Here is a 15,286-nt window from a genome sequence, read left to right as displayed (position 1 = left end):
AATCATCGATAGAGTGAAGGGTAATATTTATTTTTATATTACCTATACAAACAACCACTTATGACCAATTGGTTATATTTTATGACGTTATCATCGTCAAGCTAGGTTATAATAGCGTCCTATAGATTATCTGTATTTAGTGAGACAGTTTTGGTTAGAGTGAGCCTACGGGCTCACTTTTTTGTTTTTGACACATTTTTTGACGCGCAGGAGCCAGTTATTTTGAATTCAGATGGCCTCATTGAAATCCCCGGTATGATCCTGTTGTTTGCCTGTTTGCTACGTTGCGCACAATACCTTGTACAAAGTCATATTAAACACATTCAGGCTTTTTGGTTAGCAGCGCTACTGGTATTTGTCGCTGTGATACGACGGGAATTGAACTATCTACCAGATTTGTTGGTTCCAAGCGACTTCTCTTTTTTGAATCAGTCTTATGACTGGTGGGAAGATAGTGTACTTACCGTTATTTATCTCGTGGCGCTTGGGCTATTGGCGTATTCGAGAAAATACCTCTGGGCAGTACTAAAGAACGTGCCTGTTTCACTCTATCTCAGCGCTGCAGTACTGGCAATCATCCAATATATGGGAGAGAACGCCATTGTATTCCCGCATACCTGGGGCGAGTTCGTCGAAGAATTGTCGGAAACGGCCATCTATGCGATTGCCTTGATCTATTTGTGGCGTTTCAAACTGGCTGACTATGAATCATATCTGATGCAGAAATTAAATTATAAATTCAAGCATACCAATAATTAAAAAGACCATCATAATGGCTTACACTTAATCACTTAGTGGCTCAAACTGTATAAAAAATGCTGCAAAATCGGACGGCTGCTCAATATGAGTAGCCGTCCGATTTTGCATTTCGTCCATCGCCTTACATATTTTGAACATCCTGTCACACCTTACTACTAGTGAAAATTCTAATAACCGTACAGACTGTTCAGTAGAATAACACTGTCAAAATAAATAATGCTTTTACAAGCGCGTACGATAATTTTACTGCCAATAATTACAATAAGGAATGACTTATGGAAAACTCAAAAAACCCACTACAAGAAGAGATGGATCATATTGATGGTAACAGCCGCAATGACGGTGTCGTTGGTCAAACCGATGCAGACAATCAGTTGGTCGATCTAGATAACCCGATGTTACATACTATCGATAATGACGATGTCATCGATAACAGTGCTGGTTTTGACAACTCAGAAGTTGGTAGCGCAGCTACACAAGGGCTAACGCCTATACATCGTCAAAACATTGATGAATCACGCGTAGATGAGGTGTTGGTACAGGACAATCTTGATGACAGTGATTATCCGGATGCGATGGATATCGCCGATAGAGATGCCGCAGAGCGTAGCAATGATGATGATTTTTAGAATTTAGTACGACTGCTGGAGTACTTCTTTAAATCAAGAAAGCACGCTTAATAACGTTAAGCGTGCTTTTTTATGCCCAATAACTCTGTTTTCGTTTAAATTTTTGAGCAATACCATTCAAACTATTGATATTTAAACTATTGATAATGGTTGATCAGTCAGAACATCACGGTAGCTAATATAACAATTCATGATTACCCATGGTACGGCTATGATAATTCCTAAACCTAATGTGATTTTTAGAAAAAATAGCAACACAATAATAAGACCCAGCCCATAAGCAATCATTGGCAATATATTAGCTAAGTACCCTTTAAGACTGAGCTTCATTGCGCTTTTTGGATCTAAACCATGCAATACAATCAATGCTGGAGCAAACCACATTGCCATTGATAACATTAAAAATAATACCAATGAGACTAAAATACTAAACACAAAAGGAGTCATTGGGAAGTCACTTATTTTTATCGCTTCAATATCCAATAGGAGCGTTAAAGATATACCGCTAAAGAAAATTAATACAGGTATGAATACAACAGCTAGTCCAACTACAAACAGAATATTCAGAATAATGAGAGATCTTAAGTTTGTTTTGAGCTTAACCCAAAGCTGATGAAGGTCAAGATCTTCATTCTGGAACTGTGCTGAGCAAATAAGTATGATAATAGCCGCTGCTATAATGCTTGTAGCTCCAAAAATATAATCAATTATAGGGACATAAGAACCTATGATTGAAATAGCAAACAATATGACACTGACGGCTAGCCATATTAAAAAGTTACCTTTAAACATTTCAAAAGGCTGAATTATCCACTTTATCCCCCATGATACTTTACAAAATCTTGGCTCATCCAATAACTGCGGTAGAGGATTACTATATTCGTCCATTGGCGGTAGGCTTGAAGGTTGGCCATTAGGTTTCTGTACTGATATATATGATTCCGAACTACTAACGTTAGACATATTGATCCTCAAAAATAAAATCTCACAAATACAAATCAAAACTCATATAAAACGAAATCTGTTTGGACTATTTTACATATCGAATAGTGTAAAACCCAACTTTTATTTACCAGATAATCAAGACAAAAAAATACCGAATGTTATATCCGGTATTTTTTATACTTATTCATAGCAATTATTACATTTGGCTAATCAAACCCAACCATCAAGCGTACCCGCCCACCCTTTTACAAGAGGCAAGCTCAATGCTTCAAGCAACTCAATATGGGTCTCATCAAGGTTAAGTGCGGGAATGTAGTGATACTCTTGCCCGCCTGCTTCCAGAAAATTATCACGGTTTTCAATGGCCAGCTCTTCTAGCGTCTCAAGACAATCCGCTGAAAATGCAGGACTAACCACTTGTACTGAGCGTACCCCAGACTTGCCCCAGTCTTCTAACACCACATCAGTATACGGCTTTACCCACTCTTGCTTACCAAAACGTGACTGGAAACTGATAATCCATTCATCCTCTTTTAGACCAAGTGCATGTGCCACTTGTGCTGCAGTACATTTACAGCGCTTAGGATAAGGGTCGCCCTTATCCGCGTAGGGCTGCGGGATACCATGGAAGCTAAACATTAACTTGTCAGGCTTGCCATGCTTCTCTTGGAAGCGGCGAATCGAGTTGGCCAATGCTTGAATGTATAGCGGATGAGCAAAGTAGTCTTTGACAATCGTATAGTTTGGCAGATTACGCTGCTTGAGTGTCCACTTCGTCAGTGCATCGTATACCGCGCCACCAGAAGAGGCCGAGTACTGCGGAAACAATGGCAGAATGACAAAGTGATCCACCCCTTCTTCGCGTAGTGCATCCATGACATCAGGCAGTCCAGGATTGCCATAGCTCATCGCAGGATGCACAGAGACACGAAATGGCGCCACGCTGTTTGCCAGACGCGGTTCCAATAGCTCAACTTGGCTATTGAGTATCTTACGAATCGGTGAGTCTCCCTCCCAAATGCTGGCATAAGCTTTTGCCACGCGCTTAGGACGACTTGGCAATACAAACAGATTCAAGATGATTGCCCATAAAAACTTGGGAATCTCAATCACTCGCGGATCTGACAGGAACTGTTTGAGATAGCGACGTACGGCAGGTGCCGTTGGCTCATCTGGTGTACCGAGGTTGACTAACAGGACAGCAATACGTGGAGGCAATTCAGGTTTCATAGCAGCACTATTTATCAGCAGTAAGTTATTGGAGATAATGTCACAACTATCACAATAAGAGAACGCAGGATTGTGTAGACACTATGGAATATAGACATCTTTAGTGTAGCATTTTATCCATAAATAGCGCATGGCAAAAGCACTCTTATACAATTTGATACGCAGTTGTCCTTTATTCTTTCCTTATTCATTATATTTGGCACTTATTCATTATTCGTCTATGACCTATTTGCTACAGGGATGACACTCGAAAGGTTTGTTGAAAGGTTGTACTCCTACGCGCATCGCCATACAATAGGCAAGCCCTGCTTATAAAAATTGGGTAGGCAAAATAGTCTGCCAACCGTTTGCCATTTTGTTTTTATTTTATTGATGATTGTCGTCCTGTGAGGTAGCTTTGAACGCACGCTCTGATAACACTAATGACCAGCAACCCAACTCTCATGCCAAAGCCAGCAGCCCAACCAATTCTGCTGCTAGATCAGTCGGTATTGTTTCGCCACAGAATTACCATTTTGCTGAACCATTGACCCTGGAGTGCAACCGGACTCTACCCTCTTTTGACTTAATGGTAGAGACTTATGGGACACTCAATAGCGACCACTCAAATGCTATTTTGATTTGCCATGCACTATCAGGTAACCACCACGCCGCAGGTTTTCATAACAGCGACGACAAAAAAGCGGGCTGGTGGGACAATATGATCGGTCCTAATAAAGCTATCGATACTAATCGGTTCTATGTGGTATGCGTCAATAATATCGGTAGCTGTTTTGGTTCGACAGGTCCTACTACTATCAACCCAGATAGCGTTGGCTCAGATACTAGCAATACAAATAGCAGCAGTGAGCCACAAGTTTATGGTCCTGATTTTCCGCTGATCACCATTAAAGACTGGGTGAAAACCCAAGCCATGTTATCAGATCGCCTAGGCATCGACGTTTGGCACGCCATCGTTGGTGGCTCAATGGGCGGTATGCAAGCGCTACAATGGTCTGTTGATTATCCAGAGCGGTTAAAGCGCTGTGTGGTTATCGCCAGTACGCCAAAGCTATCTGCTCAAAATATCGCCTTCAACGAAGTAGCGCGCCAATCTATATTATCCGATCCTGACTTTAAAGATGGACGTTATATCCAAGCGGGCACATACCCTCGCCGCGGTCTCATACTGGCACGCATGGTCGGTCATATCACCTATCTGACTGATGACGCGATGAAAGCCAAATTTGGCCGTGATTTGAAATCTGGCAAATTTATGTATGGCTACGATGTCGAGTTTCAGGTTGAAAGCTATCTGCGTTATCAAGGCGAGCGCTTTAGTGAAAACTTCGATGCCAATACCTATCTGCTTATGACCAAAGCGCTAGACTATTTTGATCCGACGCGTGGCTACCCATCAGCCGTAGTGAAAGACAGTACAGAGTCTGCTGTACCGCTAGAGGATTCAATCGCAGCGGCTGTTGAGACGGATAAGAAAAACACACAAAATGAGTTAGAAGGTACGGTAGCGACGATTGAAGAGATTGAATCTGATCGTCAGCAAGAACTGTCTGCGCTCAAAGCTGCTCTTGCTCATACGCAGTGTCAATATCTAGTCGTGTCATTTACCACTGATTGGCGCTTTGCACCCGAGCGCTCGCAAGAGATCGTGGACGCGCTAATGGCAACAGGCAAACCCGTCAGTTATATCAATATTGATGCCCCGCATGGTCATGATTCTTTCTTATTTGATATCCCACGCTACATGGGTGCGGTCGAAGGGTTTTTGACGGCGCCTTTTATTACCCCTAGTCGCCAAGCCACAGGAGAGCGCTCATGAGAATGGATCACCAATTGGCAGAGCGCTGGATTGCGCCGCAAGCACACGTACTTGATTTGGGCTGTGGCAATGGCGAACTCCTCGCACATTTGCAACAAAAGCTGGGCGTAACAGGCTATGGGCTTGAGATTGATGAAGACAAAATCAATGAGGCCATTGGTAATGGCTTATCGATTATTGAGCAGGATCTAAACGATGGGCTGGCGCGTTTCGCTGATGACAGTTTTGATACGGTGGTCATGGCGCGTGCCCTGCAAGCGGTAAAGTCCCCTGACGTACTATTGCTTGATATGTTGAGAGTTGCTCGTGAAGCGGTCATTACCTTCCCTAATTTTGCCCATTGGCAAAACCGTATCCATCTAGGGCTTAAAGGCATGATGCCTGTTTCAGAAGCGCTGCCTTATGAGTGGTACAACACCCCAAACATTCATCTGTGTACATTCAAGGACTTTGAGCAGCTATGCGCGCAGCATGATATTCATATTATCAATCGTTTTGCTGTTAGTGATTCTGAGAAAGGACATACACCATTGATGAAAGCGCTCATACGCCAAGCGCCTAATTTGTTAGCAGATGTTGCTATCTACCGAGTAACGAAGAAAAAACCGAAGTAATGTCAGTTGTTTGATTTATACTGACGCAAATAACAACGTGCTCATCAGTAGATATTCGTGCCCGTCAAACAGTCAATTGGTTATTGTCTTATAGTAACTCTATGATTTTAATAGGGACAATCAGGTATAGATGACTATGAAATCTTGTAATTAGTATTTGAGTTTCGTAAGTTTGGGTGTTAAGCTAGCAAAATGTTGTCAGCCACCCTACTATTACGACCGTCTGTCTAATTATTGGGGTTCAAGCGACGATACAAAAATGATAAAACCCATTGCTAATGATTAGGTAAGTTCATATCGCAAGATGTCACCTAGTTGTTATCGCCGTCTAAAACACTTTGGCGGTACAATTTTTTTGCTTATTAACTGCCTAATTTTGGAGCTGCTATGAAATTATTAAAAGCTGCGTTGTTTACTGCATTATTCTCTTGTGCTGGTTTAGCCAATGCTGAGTTAATATCAAATGTACCGCTTGATACCTCACGTTTTGAGCTTATGCCTATTAGCGAGTTGTCTAGTCGTGCTTCTCAAGGCAACGATCACGCTCAGTTCTATCTAGCCAAGCGTTTGCAAAAAGGTGAAGGTATTGCCCAAAATACCCAACAAGCAATCCAGTGGTACACCAAAGCGGCTCAACAAGGCGTTGCTCCTGCTCAGCTAAACCTTGCTATTATGTACTTACGCGGTGAAGGCGTACAGCCTAACCTGCAACAAGCACGTCTGTGGTTGGAGAAAGCCGCCATGCGTGGTGATAACCGTGCCAGCTATACACTTGCCCTATTAGATGAAAAGCAAAAGAATCTGGTCGATGCTTATAAGTGGTATGATTTGGCTGCCCGTGATGGCATGCTAGATGAAAAAGTCCGTAATAAAGCACGCGGTAAAATCGGTCAGTTGGCATTAAACTTATCAAGTGATGACATTGCCAGCGCACGTACCAAAGCAGACACTTGGTTCCAGAGTAAATAAACGCTGGTTTTGCGTGACGCATTGAATATAAAGAAGCTCAGTATTTTACTGGGCTTTTTTGTTTTTTATCTTATGAAGAAACCATCAATTGATAGAGAAACTGCCGATCCTTTTTAACGGTTTCGGCTCAAACACGATAAGCTATTCAAAACCTTATTAAAATTTGCTACACTACGCGCGCATTAGTAATCCCACAATTGAGCTAATGTTATATATCTATCTACTTTTTTATTACCATTGCACTAGGTTTGCGACCTAGCCAGCAGGAGAGAGACATGAGCACTAACCAAGATAGTAATACCAAAGAAAACGCGATAACGGATAACCAGTCAGCACCTGTCTACGATAGCATTACCAACAACATCGTCGTTGCTGCATTATATAAGTTCACACGCTTTGCCGATTTTGAGCACTATCGTGAGCCTATCCTAAATACTATGCTAGGTAATGACGTCAAAGGCACATTGTTGCTGGCAAGTGAAGGCATCAACGGAACGATTTCTGGTACGCGCCAAGGTATTGATACTGTACTTGACTATCTACGCAGTATTGAAGCCATTGGTACGTTTACTTTTAAAGAGTCTTATACTGATGCACAGCCGTTTTATCGTACCAAGGTAAAACTAAAAAAAGAAATCGTTACCATGGGCGTAGAAAACATCGACCCATTAGAGTCTGTTGGTCGCTACGTTAAGCCGAGCGAATGGAATGCACTAATCTCAGATCCTGAGGTCACCTTGATCGACACGCGTAACGATTACGAGGTGCAAATCGGCACTTTCCAAAATGCGGTCAATCCAAATACGGAAACCTTCCGTGAGTTTCCAGAGTACGTCTCAAAAGAGCTGGACCCCACCAAGCACAAAAAAGTCGCCATGTTCTGTACGGGCGGTATTCGCTGTGAGAAATCTACTGCCTATTTGCGTGAGCAAGGGTTTGAAGAAGTCTATCATCTAGAAGGCGGCATTCTAAAATACCTAGAAGAAGTTCCTGCCAGCGACTCTATGTGGCAAGGTGATTGCTTCGTCTTTGACAACCGTGTATCGGTCAATCACAATTTAGAAAAAGGCAGCTACGAGCAGTGTTTTGCTTGCCGTATGCCGATCACCGCTGAGGATATGCAAAGTCCTGCCTATATCAAAGGCGAGTCTTGCCCACACTGTATCGACAAGGCAACCGATGAGCAAAAAGCCCGTTTCCGTGAGCGTGAGCACCAAATGCAGTTGGCAAAACAACGCGGCGAAGCTCATATCGGTAGTGACGTAATAGACGTCATCGAAAAGCGTAAAGTCGCTAAGACTGAAGCGCGTCTACAAGCAGAAGCTGCCAATAAAGCAAAAGCCAACTAGTTTAGATTTGGCAAAATAAAAAGAGAGGCTCTATTAAATAGAGCCTCTCTTTTTTTAACTTCAAACGAGGTTAACGCTGTCACTTTTTTCTAATGAATTGACTATATTAGAATAAAATGCGTACGCGGATAGTCTCTTCCACATCTTTTAACTGATCTAGTGCAGCTGTTGAGTCATTGTAATCGACATCCATGACTAGATAACCAACATCACCTTCCGTCATTAGGCTCTGTGCTAGGATGTTAATCCCTGCTTCAGCAAACAAACGGTTAATCTGCGATAGTACACCTGGTACGTTTTTGTGGATATGTAGCAGACGATGCGAGTTTTCTTTGAACGGAATAGACACTTCTGGGAAGTTTACCGCAGTCGCTGTATCACCTTGGTCAGAGTATCTAACGAACTTATCTGCGACTTCAAGGCCGATATTGGCCTGAGCTTCTTGCGTTGACCCACCGATATGCGGCGTCAAAATCACATTATCGAACTTACGCAGTGGTGACTCAAACTCTTCGTCCGCTGATTTTGGCTCTTTTGGGAACACATCGATAGCCGCGCCCAATACTTTACCAGACTCAAGCACAGCCGCCAGATCGTCAATCTCGACACAGGTACCACGTGCCGCATTGATAAAGTAACTGCCGTCTTTCATTTGAGCGAACTGCTCCGCTTTCATCATATAGCGAGTGCTTGGCACATCAGGTACATGCAAGGTCACGATATCAGCCGTTGATAGTAGCTCTTCTAGGCTACCTACTTGTACCGCATTACCTAACGGCAATTTGGTCACGACATCATGATAGATGACTTTCATGCCGAAGCTCTCTGCCAGTACAGACAACTGCGAGCCGATAGAGCCGTAACCGACGATACCGATAGTCTTACCGCGCACTTCGTGTGAGTTGGTCGCAGACTTACCCCAGCCGCCGCGATGTACAGTGGCATTCTTTTCAGGGATACCGCGGTACAGCATGATGGCTTCAGCCAGTACCAGCTCGGCCACCGAACGGGTGTTCGAGAATGGCGCGTTAAAGACAGGAATACCTAAGTCACGAGCTGCCTCTAGGTCTACTTGGTTGGTACCAATACAAAAGCACCCAATGCCGATAAGCTTGTGCGCATGCTCAAGTACTTCGCGCGTCAGCTGAGTACGCGAACGAATACCGATAAAATGAGCGTCTTTGATTTTCTCAATCAGCTCATCTTTGTCTAGTGCGTGACTGATATTCTCGATGTTGTGATAACCAGCGCCTTCTAGTACTTTTAGGGCATTGTCATGTAGACCTTCAAGCAATAAAAACCGGATTTTGTCTTTTTGTAGTGATAACGCCATATGAGAACTGTCCTATAATTGTTTTATAAGATTATCTGTTGGATAATCTATGATGGATGAAACGAAAACAGTCCCGATATCTTACACAAAATTTGAGGTCGATGTTAGCAGATTAGATGAATTATTGGTTATCAAGCCTGAAAAATTTTTATGCTATAGTGAATCATTCTACTTAAAACCTATCGAACTGCTTTTTTATCATTGATCGCTTCTTATTTGTAAAAACCACCACCCACTTATTGTTATCACGAGCAGACTCATCACTGAATTTATAGTTGTTTCGCTATATAATAAGCAGTACCAACATTCCTAGCATCGTGCTTACGCTAATATTGAGAGTTGACCATGACGACCATTACCGATCAGCCCATATCCGATACCAACACCACTGCTGTGCAAACGATCTTGAGCACACTGACTGACACTCATCAATTTGACCCCAGCCAAATCAAAACCGATGCGGAGAGCTTAGAGCATTGGGGCAAAGACTGGACCAAGCACTTCGCCCCTGCTGCCGCTGCCATCGTCTTTCCAAAGAGCACTGAGCAAGTACAAGCCATTGTGCTACTGGCTAATGAGCACAACGTCGTGCTGACCCCAAGTGGCGGTCGTACTGGACTGTCTGCTGGTGCAGTAGCAGCCAACGGTGAGATTGTCGTTAGTATGGATAAAATGAACCAGATTGGGCAGTTCTATCCTGCTGATCGTATGGTCGAGATTGAAGCAGGTGTCATCACAGAGCAACTGCAACAGTTCGCTGAATCAAAAGAGCTATATTACCCTGTCGATTTTGCTTCGGCAGGCTCTAGTCAGATGGGCGGTAATATCGGCACCAACGCAGGCGGCATCAAAGTCATTCGCTATGGCATGACTCGTCAATGGATCATGGGTCTGACCGTCGTCACGGGTAAAGGTGATATCTTGCACCTCAATCGCGGCATGGTAAAAAACGCTACGGGTTATGATTTGCGTCAATTGTTCATCGGTAGTGAAGGCACGCTTGGGCTCGTCACCCATGCACAGATCAAGCTTGAGCGTCAGCCACAAGACTTAAACGTTATGGTGCTTGGTATGGACAGCTTTAATGATGTCATGAATGTACTCTCTGCCTTTCAAGCACAGATTGATCTGACTGCGTTTGAGTTCTTTGATGACGTGGCAATTGATAAGCTGATGGCACATGGTCAAGTACAAGAGCCGTTTGAATCACGTACCAAGTTTTATACCCTACTAGAGTTCGAAGCGCCTTATGAGCCTATCATGGATAAGGCCATGGCTATATTTGAGCACTGTATGGAGCAAGGCTGGGTCGTCGATGGTGTGATGAGCCAAAGTTTGACGCAAGCGGCAGAGCTGTGGAAACTGCGTGAATATATCTCTGAGACCATCTCAGTGTTTACGCCTTATAAGAATGATGTCTCTGTACTGATTAGTCATGTGCCTCATTTTATCGAAGAGATCGATAGCATTGTGAGCACTAACTATCCAGATTTTGAAGTCTGCTGGTTCGGTCATATCGGCGATGGTAACTTGCATCTTAATATCTTGAAACCTGAGAACATGAGCAAGGATGATTTCTTTGCAGAATGTCAGGTGGTGAATAAACACGTGTTTGAAACCGTACAAAAATACGGCGGTTCAGTATCTGCTGAGCATGGCGTAGGTATGACAAAAAAGCCTTATCTACAATATAGTCGCAGCGAAACTGAGATCAATTACTTGCGAGACATCAAAAGAGTCTTTGATCCAAATAACATTATGAACCGTGGTAAGATTTTTGATATGTAAGCATTAGAGTTCACAAATATACTCCAATGCTTTGTCACAAAAAAGACGCTAAACCATCAGGCTTAGCGTCTTTTTTATGGCTAATATCTATCGTTTATAAATATAACAGTATCAGCGCGACGACCAGCAACACACTTAAAAACCCTTGAATGATCAAAAATGCCTGATGCGGTGCTGCAATATGGCGAAACATGTTACCCAATGCATTGTAAGTGATGCCTGCCGCTTTGATATGCGGTGGACTATCAAAGGTTTTGATCGTTTGCAAAAACCGCTCTGTACGATCAGATGACCAACCGTGCGGTGCAAATGGCAAAAACGGCGACAGCTGTGCTGCTTGTTCTTTGGTAGCAGGCGACCATAGCCAGCGCTCCAAAAACAGTAAACGCATACGCCAATCAGTAAAGCCACGATGATTGATCACTTCCAGTAACAATACTTCGATGTTTTTGTGACGACTGTCCGCAAATATACGCTCTTTAAGCGCAAATACGTGTCTTTTCTCGCCTTCGATACACTGTAAAAAATGACCATTGCCATAACATAAAGTACCGGTAATACCGTGCTGCTCGTTGTAATTACGAGCATGTCCTTCTACTTCATCAAAAATAGAAGTATTCAGGCGTGAGCTGATGGTCAATGTACTCACATAAACCAGCTGGACCAGTGCTGATTCTTCTATATCTTCCCATCTCTTGATTCTATTGCTACGATTTGAGGGCATAATAAAACAATCCTAAAAGCCGATAAATACGGCTAAATGAAACAAGCAAAACGATACTATGCCTGAAGTAAATAAAGATACTGACTCACACAAACGTAGCAAATAATTACTACGTAGGACTATTATTACCTCTGCAGCTTGCTATCATAGCAAGCAAAATGAAGGGTACTGATAGATATTACTTAGATTATGTATTTATATAATAAATAGCAAAACAATAACCGTTATGAAAGCATTGTATGATTATGTTTTTTCGCTATTGATGATGCGATAAAGATCATACAGTACAGCAGGCAATAGTTACTGCCGTTTGCTTTCTATAGTAGTCAAAATAAACCTCAAACATACTGAGCAATACGGCATAAGATGTGACTATAACCTATTGTAAATACGGCAATAAATCATTGTAACGGCTCTGTCTGGTTATTGACATATTTTTATTGGTTTTTTTATAAAAAATTGACAGAATACAGTTTTTAATATCTTTATCTTAGACATACTCAAATTTAGTAGAGACTTAACACAGGAATATTATGAGCAAAATTGAAAAGCTAGACGACTTTCATCTTACGATCGCTGAAATTAAGAAAAAAGACTACCCACAACTAAAAGCATTAATGGATCGGGTCTATGTAAACTTAGGTGGTGCATGGTCAAAGACAACCATTCATACTTTAATTGATGCTTTTCCTGAAGGTCAGATTGCTTTGTTTGACCATGACCAACTGATCGGTATCGTGCTCTCGATGCGTGTCGATTATGCAAAGTTCTCTAACCCGCACACCTATGATGATTTGATTGGGCAAAAAGAAATCATCAGAGACAACCCTGAAGGTGATGCGATTTACGGTTTGGACGCGCTGATTGATCCTGATTATCGTGGCTATCGCCTAGGTCGCCGTCTTTATGATGCTCGTAAAGAGCTGTGTCGTCAGTTGAATTTCCGCTCTATCCTTGCCGGCGGCCGTATTCCTAATTACCACAATCATAAAGACCTGACCCCAGGCGAGTACATCGATGCGGTCGAAAGCCGTGAAATTCACGATTCAGCGCTGTCTTTTCAGTTATCAAATGGCTTTATTGTCAAACGTATCTTGACCGCTTATTTACCAGACGATAAGCAATCAAAAGGTTTTGCTACCTTGCTTGAGTGGGCCAACATCTATTATGAGCCTAAAGACTACAAACCCAACACACGCAAATCTGAAGTGCGCATCGGTGGTATTCAGTGGCAAATGCGTGAAGTTGAATCTCCTGAAGAGCTACTACAACAGGTTGAATTCTTTGTCGATATCATGGCTGATTACAACTCAGACTTCGCGTGCTTGCCTGAGTTCTTTAATGCACCATTGATGGGGCTATGTGAAGAAACAGATCAAAATATTGCCATTCGCTTTTTGGCAGGTTATACCGAGTGGTTCAAAAATGAGATTTCGCACTTAGCGGTCAGTTATAACGTTAATGTGATTACAGGCTCTATGCCGTATTTGGATGAAGACGATACGCTATACAACGTCAGCTACTTGTGTCGCCGCGATGGTACGGTTGAAGAACAACGCAAAATCCACATTACCCCGCATGAACGCAGTGCTTGGGTTATCGAAGGTGGTGATGAAGTCAAAGTGTTTGACACAGATGCTGGGCGCATCGGTATCTTGGTTTGCTACGATGTTGAGTTCCCTGAGCTTGCCCGTCTGATGGCACTTGACGATATGGATATTTTATTCGTACCTTTCTGGACAGACACCAAAAACGGCTATCTGCGTGTACGTCATTGTGCCCAAGCGCGTGCGATCGAGAACGAATGCTATGTCATGATTTGCGGCTCGGTAGGCAACTTGCCACAAGTAGAGAGCTTGGATATTCAGTACGCTCAGTCGTCAATTTTTTCACCGTCAGATTTTGCGTTCCCGCATGATGCGATTATGGCAGAAACCACTGCCAACACGGAGATGGTATTCTTCTCTGATGTAAACTTAGACAAACTTACTCATGTCCGCCATGAAGGTTCAGTACATAACTTGATTGATCGCCGTGATGACTTGTTTAGCTTGAAATGGAAGCGAAAATCCAAAGTTCCAGCGAGCAAATTAACTGATGAGCAGCGCCGTGAAAACTCAGGTAGCGTACTCATCGGTGATCCGCTACAAAACCGCGCGCAAAAGCCATAATAGGTTGACGTAGCGCACTTATAGTAGACTTTATAAATAATACGGCTGATTTTCAGCCGTTTATTTTTATCTACTATCTACTCACTCATTTATTAAATAGACTCATCTAAACCAAAAAGCTGACGTAATGACAATTGATACTATGCATCAAGAAGTTAAGCATCAAGAAGTAAACCCTGCCAAGACAACAAAGCAAAAGATATTATCTATCCTAAAAACGGTCGTGATATATGGCTTGATGTTCGCAGTCATCTATACAGCGGTCAACTGGTGGCGACAACCGGTCATGCCAGCCAGTCCGCAATTGCAACTGACTGGTTATCAGGGAGAGACTATTGATCTGGCTAAGTTGAGTTATGAACAGCCGACGCTAGTATACTTCTGGGGTACATGGTGTTCAGTCTGTAGCTTTACTTCACCTACCATCAATAAGCTAGCGGCAGATAACTATCCTGTTGTTACCATCGCTGTCCAGTCAGGCTCTGATCTGGACTTACATAGCTACCTTGATGAAAACGATTTTAGTTTTAGGACGATAAATGATCAAGAGGGCGATATCTTTGACGATTGGCAAGGGCAAGTTACCCCATCATATGTGGTGTTAGAGAATGGCAAAATGACGCAAGGACTGACTGGCATACAGCCATTATGGTCGTTGAAGCTACGCTTATGGCTCGCCTCTGTTTTTTAGCGACTGAACCTGACTTTTTTAAAAATCATTTCAAAAAGAGGTCATCGTTATACTCTCATCAACGACATATAACGTAGATAAACGATTGATATTGGTCAAAATAAGGATGAGATTGCTCAGCTCTTTTTACCCTACCCTTTTTGTCATATAATAGCTGCCGATCTAAATATTTTTTCCTATTATTTATACAAGCATATTTTATGTTGCAATCGTCTCATTACCATTTATTATTGACATAACTATTTATGGGCTAATAAGCGATAAT

At 42.6% G+C, this 15,286-nt stretch carries 13 protein-coding genes; 9 read left to right on the top strand and 4 right to left on the bottom strand.

Going from position 1 to position 15,286, the window contains the following annotated elements; all coding sequences use genetic code 11:
- Positions 1-159 precede the first annotated feature (159 nt).
- Together ACTXGL_RS05860 and ACTXGL_RS05855 are read left to right on the top strand one after the other, a co-directional pair.
- Positions 160-759 (top strand): hypothetical protein, encoded by a 600-nt coding sequence (locus tag ACTXGL_RS05860; protein ID WP_443525510.1) that lies wholly within the window; start codon positions 160-162, stop codon positions 757-759.
- A 275-nt stretch (positions 760-1,034) separates the two neighbouring features.
- Positions 1,035-1,388 (top strand): hypothetical protein, encoded by a 354-nt coding sequence (locus ACTXGL_RS05855; protein WP_443525508.1) that lies wholly within the window; start codon positions 1,035-1,037, stop codon positions 1,386-1,388.
- Between the two features lie 132 nt (positions 1,389-1,520).
- On the opposite strand, the gene ACTXGL_RS05850 is transcribed toward ACTXGL_RS05855, so the two are convergent.
- Together ACTXGL_RS05850 and hemH are read right to left on the bottom strand one after the other, a co-directional pair.
- Positions 1,521-2,351: a BPSS1780 family membrane protein gene (locus tag ACTXGL_RS05850; RefSeq protein WP_319051867.1), complete on the bottom strand. Its 831-nt coding sequence runs from the start codon at positions 2,349-2,351 to the stop codon at positions 1,521-1,523.
- A gap of 192 nt (positions 2,352-2,543) precedes the next feature.
- Positions 2,544-3,563, bottom strand: coding sequence for a ferrochelatase (gene hemH, locus ACTXGL_RS05845; RefSeq protein WP_319051868.1), 1,020 nt, complete (start codon positions 3,561-3,563; stop codon positions 2,544-2,546).
- 490 nt (positions 3,564-4,053) lie between these two features.
- Here hemH and metX point away from each other — a divergent pair, with 490 nt between their 5' ends.
- The 4 genes from metX to trhO all read left to right on the top strand — a co-directional run bounded on the left by metX (position 4,054) and on the right by trhO (position 8,314).
- Positions 4,054-5,382 carry a homoserine O-acetyltransferase MetX gene (gene metX / locus ACTXGL_RS05840; RefSeq protein WP_443525564.1) on the top strand — a complete coding sequence of 443 codons (1,329 nt, stop codon included), beginning with the start codon at positions 4,054-4,056 and terminating at the stop codon, positions 5,380-5,382.
- Positions 5,379-5,996, top strand: coding sequence for a methionine biosynthesis protein MetW (gene metW / locus ACTXGL_RS05835; protein ID WP_443525506.1), 618 nt, complete (start codon positions 5,379-5,381; stop codon positions 5,994-5,996). The genes metX and metW overlap by 4 nt, the downstream gene beginning before the upstream one ends.
- Before the next feature lie 387 nt (positions 5,997-6,383).
- Positions 6,384-6,965, top strand: coding sequence for a tetratricopeptide repeat protein (locus ACTXGL_RS05830; RefSeq protein WP_443525504.1), 582 nt, complete (start codon positions 6,384-6,386; stop codon positions 6,963-6,965).
- A gap of 275 nt (positions 6,966-7,240) precedes the next feature.
- A complete protein-coding gene (gene trhO, locus ACTXGL_RS05825) occupies positions 7,241-8,314 on the top strand; it encodes an oxygen-dependent tRNA uridine(34) hydroxylase TrhO (RefSeq protein WP_443525502.1) in 1,074 nt (357 codons plus the stop codon).
- A 106-nt stretch (positions 8,315-8,420) separates the two neighbouring features.
- Here trhO and serA read toward each other — a convergent pair whose 3' ends face one another.
- Complete coding sequence (gene serA / locus ACTXGL_RS05820; RefSeq protein WP_443525500.1) at positions 8,421-9,647, bottom strand: phosphoglycerate dehydrogenase; 1,227 nt, start codon at positions 9,645-9,647, stop codon at positions 8,421-8,423.
- A gap of 345 nt (positions 9,648-9,992) precedes the next feature.
- On the opposite strand from serA, the gene ACTXGL_RS05815 reads away from it, so the two are divergent.
- Entirely contained in the window at positions 9,993-11,435 is a 1,443-nt protein-coding gene (locus ACTXGL_RS05815; protein ID WP_443525498.1) for an FAD-binding oxidoreductase, read from the top strand.
- Between the two features lie 94 nt (positions 11,436-11,529).
- On the opposite strand, the gene ACTXGL_RS05810 is transcribed toward ACTXGL_RS05815, so the two are convergent.
- Positions 11,530-12,159 carry a BLUF domain-containing protein gene (locus tag ACTXGL_RS05810; RefSeq protein WP_443525497.1) on the bottom strand — a complete coding sequence of 210 codons (630 nt, stop codon included), beginning with the start codon at positions 12,157-12,159 and terminating at the stop codon, positions 11,530-11,532.
- A 533-nt stretch (positions 12,160-12,692) separates the two neighbouring features.
- Between ACTXGL_RS05810 and ACTXGL_RS05805 the strand changes: the two genes are divergently transcribed.
- Entirely contained in the window at positions 12,693-14,330 is a 1,638-nt protein-coding gene (locus tag ACTXGL_RS05805) for a carbon-nitrogen hydrolase family protein (RefSeq protein ID WP_443525495.1), read from the top strand.
- 127 nt (positions 14,331-14,457) lie between these two features.
- Positions 14,458-15,021, top strand: a complete 564-nt coding sequence (locus ACTXGL_RS05800; RefSeq protein WP_443525493.1) for a protein disulfide oxidoreductase — start codon at positions 14,458-14,460, stop codon at positions 15,019-15,021.
- The last annotated feature ends 265 nt before the right edge of the window (positions 15,022-15,286 follow it).

The sequence above is a fragment of the Psychrobacter sp. T6-6 genome, assembly GCF_052258185.1.
Classification (GTDB): Bacteria; Pseudomonadota; Gammaproteobacteria; order Pseudomonadales; family Moraxellaceae; genus Psychrobacter.
Note: the sequence above shows the minus strand (reverse complement) of the source record. Positions and strands in the feature narration are given on the sequence as shown.

Excerpts from the sequence above, each read along its gene's own strand:
- serA (WP_443525500.1), bottom strand. The coding sequence starts at position 9,647 with ATGGCGTTATCACTACAAAAAGACAAAATCCGGTTTTTATTGCTTGAA.
- ACTXGL_RS05815 (WP_443525498.1), top strand. The coding sequence starts at position 9,993 with ATGACGACCATTACCGATCAGCCCATATCCGATACCAACACCACTGCT.
- ACTXGL_RS05855 (WP_443525508.1), top strand. The coding sequence starts at position 1,035 with ATGGAAAACTCAAAAAACCCACTACAAGAAGAGATGGATCATATTGAT.
- ACTXGL_RS05800 (WP_443525493.1), top strand. The coding sequence starts at position 14,458 with ATGACAATTGATACTATGCATCAAGAAGTTAAGCATCAAGAAGTAAAC.
- metW (WP_443525506.1), top strand. The coding sequence starts at position 5,379 with ATGAGAATGGATCACCAATTGGCAGAGCGCTGGATTGCGCCGCAAGCA.
- ACTXGL_RS05805 (WP_443525495.1), top strand. The coding sequence starts at position 12,693 with ATGAGCAAAATTGAAAAGCTAGACGACTTTCATCTTACGATCGCTGAA.
- trhO (WP_443525502.1), top strand. The coding sequence starts at position 7,241 with ATGAGCACTAACCAAGATAGTAATACCAAAGAAAACGCGATAACGGAT.
- hemH (WP_319051868.1), bottom strand. The coding sequence starts at position 3,563 with ATGAAACCTGAATTGCCTCCACGTATTGCTGTCCTGTTAGTCAACCTC.
- ACTXGL_RS05830 (WP_443525504.1), top strand. The coding sequence starts at position 6,384 with ATGAAATTATTAAAAGCTGCGTTGTTTACTGCATTATTCTCTTGTGCT.
- ACTXGL_RS05850 (WP_319051867.1), bottom strand. The coding sequence starts at position 2,351 with ATGTCTAACGTTAGTAGTTCGGAATCATATATATCAGTACAGAAACCT.
- ACTXGL_RS05810 (WP_443525497.1), bottom strand. The coding sequence starts at position 12,159 with ATGCCCTCAAATCGTAGCAATAGAATCAAGAGATGGGAAGATATAGAA.